Source organism: Paucisalibacillus globulus, assembly GCF_900184735.1.
In the GTDB taxonomy this organism is placed as follows: Bacteria; Bacillota; Bacilli; order Bacillales; family Amphibacillaceae; genus Ornithinibacillus; species Ornithinibacillus globulus_B.
On the sequence record NZ_LT855405.1, the window covers coordinates 290,568 to 308,209 of the forward strand.

The 17,642-nt window shown below is 39.4% G+C and carries 18 protein-coding genes; 2 read left to right on the forward strand and 16 right to left on the reverse strand.

Going from position 1 to position 17,642, the window contains the following annotated elements:
• Positions 1-287: 287 nt before the first annotated feature.
• From BN999_RS19420 to BN999_RS19435, 4 genes are all read right to left on the reverse strand, one after another.
• On the reverse strand, positions 288-683 hold the full coding sequence (locus BN999_RS19420) for a DUF350 domain-containing protein (protein WP_096274273.1): 396 nt from the start codon (positions 681-683) through the stop codon (positions 288-290).
• 20 nt (positions 684-703) lie between these two features.
• Entirely contained in the window at positions 704-1,315 is a 612-nt protein-coding gene (locus BN999_RS19425) for a DUF4247 domain-containing protein (protein ID WP_096274275.1), read from the reverse strand.
• 62 nt (positions 1,316-1,377) lie between these two features.
• The gene (locus tag BN999_RS19430; protein ID WP_096274277.1) at positions 1,378-2,046 is read right to left on the reverse strand and encodes a PspA/IM30 family protein; all 669 of its coding nucleotides are present in this window, start codon (positions 2,044-2,046) and stop codon (positions 1,378-1,380) included.
• A gap of 65 nt (positions 2,047-2,111) precedes the next feature.
• Entirely contained in the window at positions 2,112-2,624 is a 513-nt protein-coding gene (locus tag BN999_RS19435; RefSeq protein ID WP_096274279.1) for a DUF4178 domain-containing protein, read from the reverse strand.
• Between the two features lie 226 nt (positions 2,625-2,850).
• Here BN999_RS19435 and speD point away from each other — a divergent pair, with 226 nt between their 5' ends.
• A complete protein-coding gene (gene speD, locus BN999_RS19440; protein WP_096274281.1) occupies positions 2,851-3,264 on the forward strand; it encodes an adenosylmethionine decarboxylase in 414 nt (137 codons plus the stop codon).
• A gap of 68 nt (positions 3,265-3,332) precedes the next feature.
• On the opposite strand, the gene BN999_RS19445 is transcribed toward speD, so the two are convergent.
• Genes BN999_RS19445 through BN999_RS19500 form a run of 12 tightly spaced genes read right to left on the reverse strand, consistent with a single transcriptional unit; the run spans position 3,333 to position 15,974 of the window.
• Positions 3,333-4,421: a GNAT family N-acetyltransferase gene (locus BN999_RS19445; RefSeq protein WP_176482047.1), complete on the reverse strand. Its 1,089-nt coding sequence runs from the start codon at positions 4,419-4,421 to the stop codon at positions 3,333-3,335.
• Between the two features lies 1 nt (position 4,422).
• The gene (nagA, locus tag BN999_RS19450; RefSeq protein ID WP_217988506.1) at positions 4,423-5,583 is read right to left on the reverse strand and encodes an N-acetylglucosamine-6-phosphate deacetylase; all 1,161 of its coding nucleotides are present in this window, start codon (positions 5,581-5,583) and stop codon (positions 4,423-4,425) included.
• Positions 5,584-5,620: 37 nt separating this feature from the next.
• Positions 5,621-6,595: a Gfo/Idh/MocA family protein gene (locus tag BN999_RS19455; RefSeq protein WP_096274286.1), complete on the reverse strand. Its 975-nt coding sequence runs from the start codon at positions 6,593-6,595 to the stop codon at positions 5,621-5,623.
• On the reverse strand, positions 6,592-7,284 hold the full coding sequence (locus tag BN999_RS19460; protein ID WP_096274288.1) for a hypothetical protein: 693 nt from the start codon (positions 7,282-7,284) through the stop codon (positions 6,592-6,594). Before BN999_RS19460 ends, BN999_RS19455 begins: the two co-directional genes overlap by 4 nt.
• Before the next feature lie 16 nt (positions 7,285-7,300).
• Entirely contained in the window at positions 7,301-8,134 is an 834-nt protein-coding gene (locus tag BN999_RS19465; protein WP_096274290.1) for a sugar phosphate isomerase/epimerase family protein, read from the reverse strand.
• 35 nt (positions 8,135-8,169) lie between these two features.
• Positions 8,170-9,144 carry an acetylxylan esterase gene (locus BN999_RS19470; protein ID WP_096274292.1) on the reverse strand — a complete coding sequence of 325 codons (975 nt, stop codon included), beginning with the start codon at positions 9,142-9,144 and terminating at the stop codon, positions 8,170-8,172.
• An 18-nt stretch (positions 9,145-9,162) separates the two neighbouring features.
• Positions 9,163-10,728: an FAD-dependent oxidoreductase gene (locus BN999_RS19475; RefSeq protein WP_096274294.1), complete on the reverse strand. Its 1,566-nt coding sequence runs from the start codon at positions 10,726-10,728 to the stop codon at positions 9,163-9,165.
• The gene (locus BN999_RS19480; RefSeq protein ID WP_096274296.1) at positions 10,729-11,781 is read right to left on the reverse strand and encodes a Gfo/Idh/MocA family protein; all 1,053 of its coding nucleotides are present in this window, start codon (positions 11,779-11,781) and stop codon (positions 10,729-10,731) included.
• 35 nt (positions 11,782-11,816) lie between these two features.
• Positions 11,817-12,869, reverse strand: coding sequence for a Gfo/Idh/MocA family protein (locus BN999_RS19485; protein ID WP_096274298.1), 1,053 nt, complete (start codon positions 12,867-12,869; stop codon positions 11,817-11,819).
• 13 nt (positions 12,870-12,882) lie between these two features.
• Entirely contained in the window at positions 12,883-13,884 is a 1,002-nt protein-coding gene (locus tag BN999_RS19490; RefSeq protein WP_096274300.1) for a zinc-dependent alcohol dehydrogenase, read from the reverse strand.
• Between the two features lie 17 nt (positions 13,885-13,901).
• On the reverse strand, positions 13,902-14,957 hold the full coding sequence (locus BN999_RS19495) for a dihydrodipicolinate synthase family protein (protein WP_096274302.1): 1,056 nt from the start codon (positions 14,955-14,957) through the stop codon (positions 13,902-13,904).
• A complete protein-coding gene (locus BN999_RS19500) occupies positions 14,958-15,974 on the reverse strand; it encodes an NAD-dependent epimerase/dehydratase family protein (RefSeq protein WP_096274304.1) in 1,017 nt (338 codons plus the stop codon). It abuts the gene before it with no gap.
• 300 nt (positions 15,975-16,274) lie between these two features.
• Between BN999_RS19500 and BN999_RS19505 the strand changes: the two genes are divergently transcribed.
• Positions 16,275-17,633: a hypothetical protein gene (locus BN999_RS19505; RefSeq protein WP_096274306.1), complete on the forward strand. Its 1,359-nt coding sequence runs from the start codon at positions 16,275-16,277 to the stop codon at positions 17,631-17,633.
• The last annotated feature ends 9 nt before the right edge of the window (positions 17,634-17,642 follow it).

Below are 17,642 nucleotides of genomic sequence, written 5' to 3' on the forward strand. Positions count from 1 at the left end.
GGAGACTCCTGCGGGAGGATAGGCATCGGTGAGACCCCGCAGTGCGATAGCGCGAGGAGGCTCACCAGCCGCCCGCGGAAAGCGAAGTGTATTTCCGTAGCGGGTACGATGCTCCCAATTAAAGGCGTACAGTTTCTATCAACTATCAACAATCTGTACGAAATCATGAAACTATTCTAGAGAGTATATATGGGCTGCCGTCCCAAATTATGTACCACTACCATAATTACAAACAGTGTCTAGAAAAAACAAACGACCAAGCAATAGCCTGGCCGCATTAGCTGATGTTATGTAATAGAAGCACCAATTACTAAAGCCAATCCAATCGATACACCCATGGACATAAGTCCAACCGCAATATTATTTTTGGAAAGCTGCTCTTCTACGGAAAAATTCCTAGTGAATAAGTCAAATAGGAAATAGGCAATCATCTGTAAAACGACACCGAATACACCCCAGATAATCGTCTCCCAAATTACAGCACTATTATAAATTGCAAAAGCTAAAATAATACAGATTCCGATTATCTTCCCAATAATGGAGAGAGAAACTGCGATATTTCCATTTTTTACTTCTTCTAAGTCCTTATATTTCCGAGTTACAGTTTCAAAAACAAATAAACCAGTTAGTACAATAACGATAGAAATTACAAAATAGATAAATGTTGAAATAAATGGTTCCAAATTTGTCGCCTCCCTTTATATTATTTACCTGAACCAGGGCCTCCGCCTCTGAATGTTGTGTTCCCTCGACTAGGTGTATCCATACCACCCATTCCGGAGTAAGAACCTCGGTACTTCCTCCCCCAGTCATCTACCCCTAACACGTTATCTAACAACCTAATTGCAAAATATGTACTTAAGAAATTCGGTGAGTAATTTCTCCTGACAAACTCATCACTTGCTACCTCAATTAAAAGCACATTAGAGTCTGCTTTACTTTCACGTAAGGTAATAAAATCATCTGGATAAATCATAATCTGCTGATTATCCTTTACCTCACTTATCTCTGTAGGTTTAATAGTTTCCGTTAGAATGGAGCTTAGCTCGGATAAATTAAATCGGGTGGTTGCAAAGATATCTGCATTACTAGAATCTCCCTCCACGGTTGCTACCAATGGAAAGTTAGCCTCTATGATATCATCCATCTCATAGTTGGAAGAATTTTTTATAATGGAGGTAATTTCATCTTTCGAAGGCTCATCGGGAATATCTTGGGCTGTAATTGCATCCCCACTCATCCCTCTTGAAGAACACGCAGATAAAAGAATGATTAGGAACAATAACCCTATTAGTAAAATACATTTCCTACACAAATCAATCCCCCTCTCCATTAGAAGGAGCAGCGTAATTTGCTGCTCCACTAATGTTTACCTTACTACTTACCCATTTTCTCTTTCAGTTTCGCTAATTCATCATCCACTTCACTAGTCTTACTTAATTCTTCAAACTCATCATCAAGTGTTCGGCTTGCAAAAGATAAATCCTCACTAGTTTCCGCCTCTGCTTCAAAACGAAGTACCTTTTCTTCCATTCGTTCAAATCCTTGACGTGATTTATCATTGCCAACATTTGACATTGTACGATTAATCTTTGTACGAGTCTTCGCAGATTCAGCACGTGCTTTTAACGAATCCTTTTTAAGATTCATTTGTTGGTATTCTTTTTTCATTTCATCTAATTTAGTCTTTAATAATTCTGAGTCCTGCTTCGCTCGTTGCCAAGACTCTGTTAATGTAGTCGCAGTAGACTCATGTTGTTTCTTGTCCTCCAGAGCACGACGAGCTAAATCATCATTTCCAGCAACAATTGCTTGCTCCGCTTGCTTTTGTCTTTTCTCTACCATTGCTTGTGCATCGTCCATTTTACGCTTCAACATTTTTTCATTGGCGATTTGTTTAGCAACAGCCGCTTCAACTTCACGAATATCCTCTGCCATATCACGCATGAATTGATCTAACATTTTCACCGGATCTTCCGCTTTGTCTAACATTGCATTTAGTTCTGAACTTACCACCGTTTTTACTCGTTTGAAAAATTTAAACATATTTATTCCTCCTAGTTTTTGGTTTCATTTCATGTTCGAACTTATTTCAAATGGTACGACAAGATCTAATTGGATCCTGCCATTATTTTAATTTCATAATTTTCAATTGGATAACCAACACTTACTTCAATTTCTGTTCCCCAACCTTCAATACTTAAGAAACGTTCTTCATCTTCATCCGAATAATCAGCATAATCGACTAAGGAACCATGTATATTTTTACTTCTACCTTCACCAATTACTCTAGCTGTTCCTGATTCTTCTAGGTAGTAAGTCTTTCCTTCCAACTCCAGTTTCTTCGGGTATGGCTTCGACACAGGTAGTTGGACCTTTTTATAAATCCCAAGTTCCAACTCATCATCCATTTCTGCTGCTAACCAAATGGTATCATGGCCTTCTAGTAGTTGGTACCCATACCATTCATAATTTCCATCTCGATAGGTGATTTTCCCTACCACCTCATAATCGAAGAGATCGTAATTGATAATATCTCCAACTTTAATGTTTAGGACGGTTCTTTCCTTTGGTGCAGGCTTTGTATTTTTATTTTTAGTAAACATCTTAGAAAATAGCCCCATCACTTCACCTCGCGTCTTTAAGAATCTTAGCTTAAAGTTATTGTATCACAACGAACCCATAGTGATGCTAGCCTCAACTAGTAATACGAATATTTTCCTTCATTGGTTTCATATTTTTTCTTTCATTTTCACATCATTTAGGTCTACTAAATTTCACCCTCACACACATAAATATATGGTATGCTAAAATTGACTGTATCAGTATACATTTTAAGGAGTTTTTATGATGGAAGTATTGGGAAGACATGTTATCGCAGAATTATGGGATTGTAATATAAGTACTTTAAATAATATAGAGTTAATCAAACAAATCTTTGTAGATGCAGCACTTGAAGCAGGAGCAGAAATTCGAGAAGTAGTGTTCCACCAATTTGCACCATACGGCATAAGTGGAGTCGTCATTATATCCGAATCACACTTAACCATCCACAGCTTCCCCGAAAAAGGCTACGCAAGTGTTGATGTCTATACATGCGGAGAAAAAGTAGACCCTACCATAGCAGTAAACTATATAATAGAAGCACTAGAAGCAAAAACCAGTGAAATATTAGAAATCCCTCGTGGAATGGGACCAGTCAGACCAAAATCGGTGCCTGTCACTCCCCGAAGTTTGTCGAATAAAAGCTCCTTTGCAGAATAACACTCTACATTCTAAAGGAGCTTTTGATATTACAAATCCTAACACCCCTCCAATCAGATCACTAAAACTCAAACATAATACATCCCTTCCGTACTAGGCAGCGGAATAGGAAATAAAGTGGGAAGTAAATTATCTATGGGATTGAATAACATATTAGAAAACTCCGCTTCAGGTAACAACCAAGACTCCCCATCATATTTTAAGACTACTGTACCATCCTTGTTCCACTGAACCTTTAGCTTACTTCGAATAGCCGGGTCCTTGCTCGCCAAATAAGGCATTATTTGTTCTACTAACCTTTCAGGATGAATAACACGAACAGTCCCACCAATTGATCCTTCTTCTACTAAATAGTCAACAAGTGTTTCCGTTAACGCATCATGCCAAGGAACTTTTATCTTCAATGCGCCAACTTCCTTCTCTTCAAGAATACCCATTATGATAGAGAAAATAGATTTAGAATCCCCTCCCCATTCCGTTATGATGGAAGGTTGCTTCAGATCACTCTTATCTGGTAGACCAACAACTACATATCCAGTAATTTCTCCATTTAGTTCCGATACAAAAAAGGACTGTCTCAGATTAAATATGCTAGCATATCCACCAGCATCTAGAAGCGTTTTCCACTCATTGATACTTGATTCATAACGAACGTATGTCTGTTGACTTAAAGCATATACACGCATTAAATCTGCATTTGTACCACGACGAATATTCCCCTCGTTCTTAGTAGTAGCACCATGATTTGTAATGTGGTATGTATAGCTCTTTCCAACTGGTAAACAACCATTCCTCGTATACAGTCCCCTATCACCGGATACCAGTAATAATGATGCACCCACATCTTTGGTAAAGTCATTTATCTTCGCTAGAATCTTACTTGCAATTCCTTTCCCCCGGTATTCAGGATCTGTACATACGGAACCTATCGAGAATGCATCGACATATGCTGGACCAATCTTCAAACGAAAGGGAACTAAACCGAAAAAACACACCAACTTCTCCTTGTCAAAAGCACCAAATGCTAGATTGGAATTGCTAGAAAACACCAGTGGAAATGCCTTCCACATCGATACCTGCAACTCATTCCGAAACGTTTTATCTGAAAGTTGGATAGCCAGTTCTAATTCTGCTACAGTCAGATGACGTATTTCCATATTATTTCCCCCTTTCATAATATAAGTCACCAGCAATATAAGTTCTCTCTACATGTAAATCTCGATCCAATACAACTAAATCTGCTTGATAACCAATCTTCACCTTACCAACAGAGCGTGTTTCCCCAATCATGTTTAAAGGAGCCTCAGTAGCCATGAAGACCGCATCTTCTAATGGAATGTGACAATGATTAACCACAAATCGCACACAGTCATTTAGTGTACTGGCACTGCCAGCAAGTTGACCATTTCTCAAGGTGACTTTATTACCGTCCTTTACCAAATGCTTACCCCTAAAGTAGTAATCACCATCCAGAAGATGATTATAACCGGTACAATCCGATATTAATACGAGACGTTCTTTGCCCTTAATCCGATATAATAATTCTATCATTCTAGGATGAACATGAAGCCCATCCGCAATCAATTCACAAAATAGCTCTGGATGATACAATGCAGTTCCCACTACTCCAGGCTCCCGGTGATGAAGTCCACTCATTGCATTAAACATATGGGTAACCTGATTCAATCCATGCTTGATTGCTTTCTCCAACTCTTCCATGGTAGCATTCGTATGGCCTGCAGACAGTTCAAACCCAAACTGCCTAATATAGTCTAAAATATTAATATCCGAGACCTCTTCTGGGGCAAGTGTTATTTTACGAATTACATTTTTGTACGGCTCTAGTAAACTATGAACATCCTCCCAAGAAAGCTTTTGGATAAAAGCTTCTGGTTGAGCACCTTTATACGCAGAACTAATCCACGGTCCCTCTAAATGTACACCGAGAAAACGTGAACCAGTATAATGCTGTTGGAATTGCCTCGCCTTCTCTAACATGCTAGTAATGTCTTGAAGGGATGCCGTTCTTGTTGTTGCTAGAAATGAGGTTACCCCGTAGGTTGGGAGTTTACTTGCTACCGCCTCTATCCCATCACTCCTGTCATCCATAACATCGACACCATCAATTCCATGAATATGCACATCTATAAAGCCGGGGCAAATATACCCGTCAACAGATAGAACCGGTGCCTGATGATTCATTTCTCTACTTATGTCCGTTATCTTCTCACCCGAAACTTCCACATACCTTCCAGGCAACACTTTTCCTTCCGTGACCACGTCACCGTATAAATAAAACACCGAATCACCTCGTTCCATAAAATAAGGACAGGTATTCATCCCTGTCCCAACCATACTAAAGTGAAACTTTGGCTTTCTTTTCACTAGATTCATATGCTGCAAGAGCCACTTCAAGTGCCTTTAATCCATCCATTCCGGTAATCGATGGGTCACGACGCTTCTCCACACAATCCACGAAATCCCGAATTAAACCAAAGTCCATATCATTTCCATAAAACACATTCGATAAAGATTTCTGACCACTTGTAAATAATCGGAAATGCTCTTTCAATGCATCCACTTTTACTGTTTGCTTGGTGCCAACTACTTCTATCGTCACATCCCCCCATGTTGGGTACTCATTAAACCGAGACCAACTTGCATCATGGGATGCAATAACACCATTTTCAAACTCTAATGTTAAAAGTCCAGCATCATCTATATCTACTCCATGAAAATAAGAATCAACAATCGCTCGTACTTCCGTAATCTCATGCCCTAAATACCAACGCATAATATCCACCATATGTACGGTATGATCCAGTACTGCACCGCCACCACTTAGGTCTTCTTCTATAAACCAGCCACCTGGATTCTGGCCTCGATTCGTTGTACGAAAAGCAACAATATCTCCTAGTTCACCTTGGTCAATTAATTCCTTTAATTGTTGAATAGGTGTACTGAAACGAACCGGAAAGGCAATCTGCAGAATGACACCATTATCCTCACAAACATCGATCATTTCTTGTGCATCAGCTAGATTCGTAGCGATTGGTTTCTCACATAAAATATGCTTACCTGCTTTAGCTGCATTCAGGACCATCTCTTTATGCCGAATATTTTCACTACAAATAATAACCGCATCCATATCCAATGCTAAAAAAGCATCCTGACTATCGTAATATGCCGTTTGATACTTTTCTGCTACCTCTTTACCACGCGTCAAATCATCATCAAAAATTCCAACTAACTCAACGTTATCCAACTTCATTAGGCTATCGGCATAACTATAGGCATGCATATGTGCAAAGCTCATCATTCCAATTTTCATTCTACTACACCTCCAACCGCTTGTAAGAATTCCTGAAACTTAGGAAGTACCTGTTCAGCAGGTTCTGCATTTCGTAAAATAGAGTCCACATTATACTGGAGAGGTAATGTAGTAAAGCTTTTCGGGTCAAATGGGTTCATCTCATCACTATGAAACTCAATAATCTGCTGTACGCCACTCCATTCTAGTTCAATAGATTCCTTATTAGAAAACGTATAATCCACATGTGCCATTACTCCACCAGCAAAATGAAGCATGACAATCACATGGTTTGGATGAGTATTAGCTTGACTGTGCAAGACATGGATTAATGCCGGTTCGCCAAATAAAGATGAAAGTACACAAAGATCACTTGCGATTATTGCGGTATTCTTTTCCTCATTTACGACACGACGTAAACGAAATACCCCTTTCGCTGCCCCATTCTCTTGGATAACAGACTGTGCCTGCTGAAAAAATGGGTATTGTGCTAACTCATGATATACATTGACATGGTTAAAGTTTTCTTTAGGAAGCAATGTTGCTGGAATAAATAAAGTATGATCGTTAAAGTCTAGTAAAGATGCGGTATTTAAATTCATTAGGCTAATGTTTTTCCTTACATTAGCTACGGAATCTACTACATCTACATCAATCGTAGTTGTAACAAAATCAATACGTTCCATATTAGCTAATACTATGGTTCCCATGTATCCCTCTCCCCCTTTATTGTAATAATTCCCGTAATCGACGTACGGCTTCTTCATTTGCTTTCTTCGGGTCATCAAAGCCCTCATATTCTATTGATAACCATCCATCATAATGACTATCTTTTAGCCCGTTCACAATATAAGATAAATTAACTTGACCATCACCAGGAATGGTACCAATTAACTCCACACCTTGAGTCGAGCGAAATCCATTTATTTGTTCTTGGGCATCCTTCACACGGAAATCCTTAAAATGTACATGGACAATGTTTTCCTTCAAGCGTTCAAATGCCTTTTCTGATTCTTCATGAACTAATAAAAAGTTCCCCGTGTCAAAAGTAGAACGGACATATGGACTATCTACCTTTTGTATAATTTCTTCTACCTGCTCACTTTTTCCTGCTAGTAATCCATGATTCTCAATCGCAAGGTAAATACCTTCTGATTCTGCTAGTACTGCACTTTTCTTTAGACCTTCGACAATCCAGTCCTGTCCGTCTTCATAGGTAAGCTCTCCAGATAAATCCCCACAAAATACACGGACAATATTCGTACCAAGCGTTTTAGCCATTCGAATTCCATCATTTATTTTTTCTACTTCTAATGCACGTTCCTCAGGTGATTCTTTCACAAAATTATTCGTGACATCATAGGCAGAAACAGGTAGGTTATATTCTTTTAAGGCTGCTAGTACCTCCTCCACTTCTCCCTCTTCATTTTTCCAATAAAAATCGAGAAGTTCTACCCCATCAAGGTTTATCTCCTTGGCATACGCAATAAAATCTACTACAGACCAACCTTCTGCTTGCACTACTTTATTTAAACTGTACATACTGACACTTACTTTCATACTTTACATCCACCTCTCCTCATTATGTGGAACACTTAGAATCTTATTTTCTCTGCTACAAAGGCAAGTTTCTTTTCTTCATGAAATACGTTAAACTCGTGTTCGAATTGTGGATAGACTTCTATCTTCTTCTCTTGAGAAGCTATATATTGAAATGCGGCAAATGCAGTAGATGGTGGTGTCACAGCATCTTCCAATCCAATGGACATAAGCGTCGGGGCTACAATACGTTCACAAAAATGAACACTATCCACATACCCCAGTGTCTTCATTATCTTTTCATGATTGGAATATTGCGCATCATTCCATTTAAAATAAGTGGTAAACTCCATATAAGGTCCGGATAATGCAATGTCTAGAGCTCGTTCAAAATGGGTCAAAAATGGATAATCAGATAACACAAAATCTAACTTCTCATCCAATCCTGCTGCTACAAGTGCGAGACCCCCTCCTTGAGATCCTCCCATGGCTCCTAATTGCGTCACTCCAATAGGGAATGCAGTTGAACGAACCCAGTTCAGCTGTGTTAAGACGTCTCGGTAAACATTAGTAAAGTAATACTTCTTAGGATTAAATATCCCGTTTAACATCCAACCTGCTACCCGACTACCATTGTCATAAACAGCATAATCTGGTGACTCTGATTGACCTCGAACATCGAAAATAACGATAGCCACTCCTAAGGCAGCCCATTTTAAGTAATCAACAGGTAGTCCTCGTGTACCGGTATAGCCATGAAATCCAAGAATAACCGGACCTTCCTCCATCCCTTTTGGCCTTACTAATAGTCCCTTAAGTGGTGTACCATCCCAACTATCTAGTACGAGATCAGCCACATCAACCGTAGGCACAGGATAGTCTCTCCAGTTAATCTGGACTTTGGGAGTAGCCTTAAACATGTTTTCCTTTTCTTGATCCCAAAAATCCCAGAAATCATCTGGTTTATTCGTTAGTTCTGGACGGTAGGTCCATAATTGTTCAATGGAAAAATCACCAATTTTACGTCCCATTGCCTTCACCTCCCATTATCATGCTTCTTCATAAAATTCATCTGGCCATTCCAATTCAAAACCATCCTCCCGTAAGCTTTGTTGGAAATGTTTTAACAACACCGAATTATTTCTAACTTCCTTTGGTTTTACTTGATTCTGGATACAAAATGCCACTAACGCTCCACACGCCTCCCCAATATTCCACTCCACTGGGTGTAGACGGTAACAGCCGTTTGTAATATGTGTGGTACCAATGTTTTTACATCCCGCTAACACATTATCCATTTCTTTAGGTATTAATGCTCCTAATGGAATATGAAATGGTAGTGCTTTAATATCCAAGTAATTACGACCAGCCATACTCGGATGTAGGTCAATACTATAAGATCCAATCCCAACACGGTCCACATACTTCTTTCCAGATTTACTTTGATTGAATTCTGGTGAAACATCCTGCTCCACAATGGTATACTCTGCTTTTATCCGACGAGACTCCCTAATATAGGGGGCTTTGGCTAAGCCATCTTTCGTTTCAAATATATCCGAACGGAGCATTAAACCTGGATACCCGAACCCCCCATCTGGTCTTGGTGCCTCTGTTTGTAACCAATATAATAACGAAAGGCTTAATTGTTTTGCTTGATAAAGATGCTTTTCCTTTTCTTCTTTGGACACATCGTAAATATTTCCTAAGAAATAGTCATTCATTGGCCAGTTTAATAGTGTCATATCACCTGCATGAAATGGAAATTGGTACTGACTAACATCGAGGATTCTCCGGTATTCCCACAGTGGAAAACCGGTATCTTCTCGGAATAAGGTGTATTGTCTTTTTTCCTTGGTAATTGGATGTGGCGCAAAGAAGCTTAAATACCGGTCAGGCCAAAAATCCGGTTGGAATTCTTTCCAGAAATCATACATCTCAGGCTTTGGAATTACATGATTCTCTCCTCTCCGATACTCCATCCCTAGTACATATGTAAAGGCTTGAATATCGAAAGGATTCTTATCGTCACTCGCATGTGGTTCGTTAGTTTCTGCTTTCGCCTCAGCCCCAGTGACATACTCCATACCAGCCAGTGGTAGCATATCTCCAGCCTCTGTCGCATCAATATAGAACGGAGCGACAACACGATAGGAATCATGATGGTCTATTTTTTCGATTATCACATCGGTTAATTGACGATCTTCTCGATTCACAGATGCAATTACCGCATTTTTACAAATGGTAAGTTGATTAGTTAGCACATAAGGCATGATCATTTCCTCTAGCACATGTAAGGTAACCCTTGGATCATGGCATATCGTACTTACAAGACCACTACCTGGATTTATAGGGGCTATTTCCCCCTTATGTGTTAAAATACGTTGATAGGCATCTCGTACCTTTTCTCGGTAGGTTCGATAACGTTTTGTGCTACCGAACTCTTCCATCCAAGGATGCTCGTCTGGCGGTACCCCTTGAGAGGTGATTTGACCACCAATCCAATCTGTTTCCTCGGTAACAAGCACTTTCAGCCCTTTACTACAGGCAGATAAAGCAGCAGCAACACCGCCTAAACCACCTCCTGCGATCAAAACATCGACCTGCCATGTTTCCATTTAAAGTGTAACTTCCTTTCCAGTTCTAGCAGATTCATAGATTGCTGTTAACATTCTCATCACTTGAACACCATCACTTGCTGGTGCAATATTTTCCGAACCATCTAAGCAACAAGCTACAAAGTGGTTAATTTCATTCTGGAATGCTTTATTAAAATCAAAACTTAAATTATCCAGTTGTGGGGTAACATTTAAGATGGTATTGTGCTTTTCGGTAACAATCGCTAATTCAGGTTCCATCTCTGCCCCACCTTTATCCCCAAATAGTTTGACATATAATTCATCTTCTTTTAATTGCAAGGTAAAACTGACATCCACCATAATCGATGCACCATTTTCAAAACGGATAATGGCATTTGTTAGATCTTCTACATCATTCAAATTAGGATCATAATCTGCAGCCTGGTAGAATGAAAGATTCTCGATATGGCTTCTATTTCCTAACTTTTTGTACGTATTACCGCTAACAGAAACTGGACGAGGTTTCCCCATCATATACCAGCAAATATCAATCATATGAACGCCTAAATCAATCAATGGTCCACCACCAGAACGAGTTACATCACTGAACCAACCACCTGGGTTTCCTAGTCTTCTTAGACAGGATGTTTTTGCATAATAGATCTCCCCGAGCTCCCCATGATCAATAAATTTCTTAAGAAGCTTGGCATTGTCACCATGACGTCGGACAAATCCAACCTGCAAGGTCTTCCCAGATTTCTTTTGAGCTTCTTCTACAGCTTCTGCTTCTTCAACCGTCATGCATAATGGTTTCTCCACTAACACATGTTTTCCTGCTTCTAGTGCATAGATAGCAATTTCAGCATGGGTATTATTCCATGTGCAAATACTAACCGCATCAATATCTGCTTCTCCAATAAGCTCTTTATAATCCGTATAAAGCTTCTCCACGCCATACAATTTGCCTTTTTCTACTAAGCGCTCTTCATTTAAATCACAAAATGCAACCAACTCCACACGCTCATTTTCTAAATAAGGCTCAATATGAAACTGTGAAATCGAACCAATCCCAATCACACCAACTTTTAACATTGTGTTTCCTCCTAATGTATGGATTTAATTTAAATTTACAGAATGACTTCCCGTTCTTCCTCTGATGACTCATACAAAGCAAGCAACATCTTCAATACAGATAAGCCCTGCTCAGCATCAATCAATGGCTCTTTCTGTTCAACCAAGCAATCAATAAAGTGGTTTAGTTCATCTTGAAACACATCATTTTTTGCAAAATGTGGTTCATTCTTAGTCACAATGCCATTTTCTTCCCCATAGATTGTCAGTGGATTTAGCTTTGCACCACCTTGGTCACCGAAGAGCTCAATAGAAATCCCTTCATCTTGTTCCCCATGCATTGCCCAAGCAACTTCAATATTTAAAACAGCTCCATTCCGAAACCGAATCCAACCACTAGAAAAGTCATCCACATCAAACACATGATTGGCATTGAGTTGATTATTCTTTGATGCCCAAGAACTCGTATACTTGGTTTGATAATTACCTAACGCACCAATAGCTTTACCAGAAATAGCACGAGGCTCTGGACAACCCATTAGCCACCAAGCAAGGTCTAACACATGTACACCAATATCCATTAAGGCGCCACCACCAGAAAGGGATTTATTCGTAAACCACCCTATTGGAGTTCCGCGTCCACGAAACAACTTTGCCTTCACATAGTAAAGATCCCCAAGTTTTCCTTTGTCGATATACGATTTTAAAATGCTTGCTTCACGACGAAAACGATGGGTCATACCTACCATCGTCTTCACCTTATTCGCTCTTGCAAGCTCTATATATTCCTCAACTTCTTCTATTTGAATACCAATTGGCTTTTCAATAAAAACATGGACTCCTTTTTCCGCTGCCTTCTTTGCAATTGGAATATGGGTAGAATTTGGAGTACAGATAAACACCGCATCAATCACCATACTCTCTAATAGCCCTTCAACTGATTGAAACCAATGAGATATCCCATTCTTTTTTGCCACTGCTTCTGCTCTGTTTACATCCATATCCACTAAGCCCACTACTTCAGTGAGTTCATTTTCCATTAAATAGTGAAGATGGGTGGATTCTGCAATGGCACCAATTCCAATAATAGCTACGCGAACCTTCTTCATTCTAATCAACACCTTATTCCATATAATTTATTATTTTCGTTAGGACTGGCGATTGTTTATCTCGAAGTTCTTCATAGGCTGCCGGTGCATCCTGAAAGCGAATGACCTCCTGTATAAGTGGCTTCACATTGATTCGTTCTTCACTAACAAGACGAACATATTCTGCAATATTCCTACCTTCTGTCCAGCGGATATGTCCATATGGATAATCAATAGCCTGTTGTTCATATACCTTGTCATACCGACCAGGTCCACCTGCTCGAGAGATGAGAATTTGCGCTTCTTTAGCAAACATCTGATTCCTTGGGAAATCCGGCTCTACATCTCCAACAATTACGACTTTCCCCTTATTACGTATCCAGTTTAGGCACTTCCCAGTGAGAGGGGAACGCTTACCGCCTGCGCAAAGTAATACTGCATCAGCCCCGTTACCATTTGTTTGCTTATTAATTTCTTCTTCCATTTCTTCTAGAGTGGAGAATGCATGAATATTGGGCTCATTTAGCATACCAGCACGCTCCTTGCTTATGTCACAAGCAATAACATTATATGCAGCTGCATTGGCTATTTTGGCAATTATTTGTCCTAATACTCCTAGCCCAACGACTACTGCTGTTTCGCCAAACTGTAAATCCGCAATACGTAAGGCATGGATGGCAATTGCCCCTAAACCAGAAAGTGCCACTTCCTTTGGATCGACATGATTTGGAACCTTAGCATACAGTGTTTTAGGAACTAAGAGATATTCTGCATGGTGAACATATGGTGCCCCGTAACATGCTACTAATTCACCCTTTTGAACATCTGTAATTCCTTCTCCACACTCCACTACAACACCCATGGCATTATATCCCATAGCAAATTTCTGTTCACCACTTGCTTCTAGCATCATAATTTCTGTACCAGGAGAAATGGCTGAATACATTGTTTTTACTAAAATGTAGTTAGGTTTTACGTTAGGTATTTCTTCCTCGGTAATGCGTGCCTGCTTATGTTGCGCTACTATTTTTTTCATGCCTTACCCTCCCTTCGTTAGTTATCTAGCCATTTATCTAAATTATCTTTCACAAAATCATCATCATGTAAATGTGGGTATGCTGCATAGACGCGGTCAATTTCCTGTAATTGCCCTGGGCTTAAAACTTCACGGTCAAGTAAACACCAATTGCCTTTTAAAATTCCTTGTCGTCTCAACACTTCATTTATCCCTGCAATAGATCCTTTAAATTGATGTTTAGCATCAAAGAATGCTGCATTAGCATCACTAATTTCTTGTCCGAGGGTGAGAAGTTCTGCCGGAATCTGTTTGGATTCACGCACAACCTTTAGCTCTCTAAACGTTTCCACGACACGTTTAGTCCAAACAGACCAGTGACCAAGTAATCCACCAACAATTCGTTTTTCTTTTCTTTCCCCATTTACATCAATTCGGTAAGTGGTTAGTAAATCGGCGATGATATTGTCATCATTCCCTGTAAATAAAGCAATCTCTTCATTTCGGCTAGAATTCACAACAGCCCTAACAACATCAATGGTTAAATAACGATTAAATGGGGCAATTTTAATCGCATGGACATTTGGTATCTCAGCAAGTTCATGCCAAAAGTCATAAGAGAATACTCTCCCCCCAACTGCTGGTTGTAAGTAGAAACCGACAACAGGAATAATCTCGGCAACTTGCTTTGTCCGCTCTAGTAAAGCTTCCTCTGATAAATCAGATAGACCTCCCATACTCAAGAGACCTAAATCATACCCAATCTCTTTTGCAAGTGTTGCTTCTTCCAAAGCTTGGTCGACAGGACCACAGATCCCTGCAATCTTAATAAAGTTCTCTGGAACATCCGCTTGATCCATTTCTTCCATGGCTAGCTTTAACACCGTTTCAAATAAATTAAATTGCGGGTCACGTATTTCGAACTGTGTCGTATGTACCCCAACCGCAATTCCCCCAACACCAGCATCTATATAATAGCGAGTAAGTGCTCGTTGTCCCTGTGTATCTAGTAATCTATCTTCAGTCAGAGCAAGTGGGTGTGCTGGTATAACCGTTCCTTCTAATAATGCTTTTTTCACTTCTGTCTTTAACATTTAAAATGCTCCTTCTCTTTCCTGGAAATGAGTCGGTTTATTAATCGTTTCCCCATCATTTGCCACCCACTCTGCAACCAAATCAATCATTTCTTGAATTGATACTCTTGGATAACCAAATAGTTGGTGAGCTTTTGATGAGTTATTCAATAAAGCTTTATCGGATTCTTCATTTACAAATAGCGCTTCTTTACCAAGGCGTTTGGCTAATTCATTTGCCAACCAACGAACAGATAAGGTTTCTGGCCCGGTTACATTTAAAATGGTTGGTGGGTGGTCCACATGTAGTAAGGAACGGATTGCATATTCGTTCGCATCCCCCTGCCAAATCACATTGACATTCCCCATTGTCAGATCAACTGATTTTCCTGCTTGAACTTGTTTCGCAATCTCAAGCAACACTCCATATCGCAGATCAATTGCATAATTCAATCGGAATAATAGCATCGGTGTTTTGTTTTTATGCGAGAAGTTCGTTAATACGCGCTCACGCCCTAAGCATGACTGAGCATATTCTCCGACTGGATTGACAGGATGGTCTTCCGAACAGCCATTGGTTAAGACATTGGTTAATGGATAAACATTTCCAGTTGAAAAAGCAACCATTCGTGAGTCTTTAAACTTATCTGCAATTCTACCCGGAAGATACGCATTCATTGCCCATGTGAAATGCTCGTTTCCAACCGTTCCAAACTTATTTCCAGCCATATAGATAATGTTTTTCACATTTGGTAATGCTTGAAGTTGTGTATCATCTAATAAGTCACATGCGATGGTTTCAATCCCCGCACCCTCTAATTCTTCACGTAAATTCCCTGAGGAAAAACGGGATACTCCGATAACACGTTTCTCAATTCCTGCCTCATCAAGCGCACGTCTTGCTAACTTGGCTAGCGTTGGACCCATTTTACCGCCAACACCTAAAATTAAAATATCGCCATCTATTTTCTTTAGATCCTCCATCAATGCATCTGATGGTGTAGTTAAGTAATTTTCTAATTCCGTAATCGTTTTCATTTTATCACTCCCAATAATAATAAGACATTTCATTTTTTGAAAAGAGTACTTATTTATCTATGTTCTTACTTGATTTCATTGTATAAACACGGTTATTAAAAGACAAGTCTAAAAATTGTCTTTTAATCCAATCTTCTATATAATCTCACAAACTCTTTTGACAATAGAGTAGATTCACAGTATGATAGACTCAAAATATTAGTAGACATGTCTTTTATGTTGTCTATTAACTAACTATTTAATGATCAACTACTATATGACAATACCTACTAACGATCATCCATAAAGGAGATAAGTCTTATGTCCGGAAAACAAAGTGTCAACCAATCACCAGTCATCACGATTGGAGTCATTGCCCCGTCTGCACTTTCCGATCAAACAAAGAAAGTTTTGAAAGCGTTCCCAAATTTTAAACCTGTAATACGCGTACTAGATAACTTACAGAATCCTACCCAAATAGTAACAGACTTAATCAACATGGTTGATGTGCTAATGATTACGGATTACTATCTGTACTATACAATCAAACAGCAAGTAGATTTTAAAATTCCCGTGCATCATGTACCACTTATGGGAACTGGACTATACCGCTCATTAGTATTAATTAAAAACAGTCATGGACTGGAACAGTTATCGATTGATATATTAGCACCACAATATGTGCATCAAGTGCTTTATGAGCTTGAAGAGGAAAATTGTCATATCATGGAATACCGTTCGGATACATTTGATATTGATTCGGTGGTTCAATTTCACCTCAAAAATTATCATGAAACTGGTGCAATCGCTCTAACTGGTATTCAAGAAGTATCGAATCGACTAATTGAATTGGATATCCCACATGAATGGGTAACTCCAACAAACCAAGATATGATTGTATCATTAGAACGAGCCCTTCTCGCTAGTGAAACAAGAAGGAACAAAGAATCGCAAATCGTGTTTGGTTATATTAGTATTGATAACTTTCAAAAGTTATCGGAGCGCTTTACATCAGAGCACGATGTTCAGTTATTAAATCTACAAATCCAACAACGATTATTAGATTTTATTAAGCAGCTTGATGGTCACTTCGTTAATATCGGTGGTGAGGAATATCTATTTATCACCACTCGTGGTATTTTCGAACGGGAGACCCGAGGCTATAAATTTCTGCCCTTACTTGAAAATACTAAAAATCAAATTGGAGTTACCTTAAGTCTTGGTGTCGGCTTTGGTCAGACTGCATCAGAAGCAGGAAACCATGCCCGACTTGCCCTACGCCAATCAAAAGAACTAGGTGGAGACGTCTGCTATATTGTCCGAGAAGATCGTAGTGTTATTGGACCAGTCGATTTAAACAATACCCAACAATATGAGCAATACGAGTTATCGATTACGGATGCAAAATTATTAGACAGAGCCGAAAAAGCAGGAATGTCTGCCGCCTATATGGCAAAACTAATGGCTCGTGTTGCCCGTCATAATAAAATAGATTATACGGCACAAGAACTCGCCTCAACCTTAAATATTACCATTCGTAGTGCCCATCGAATTCTTCTTAAATGGATGGACGCAGAGCTGGTTGATATCGTTGGCGAGGAAAAAGTAACATATAAAGGAAGACCACGACGTATTTACCGCCTAAGCTTCATCCAAGAAGAGCATCTAGCAAAAAATTAACCTCATGTA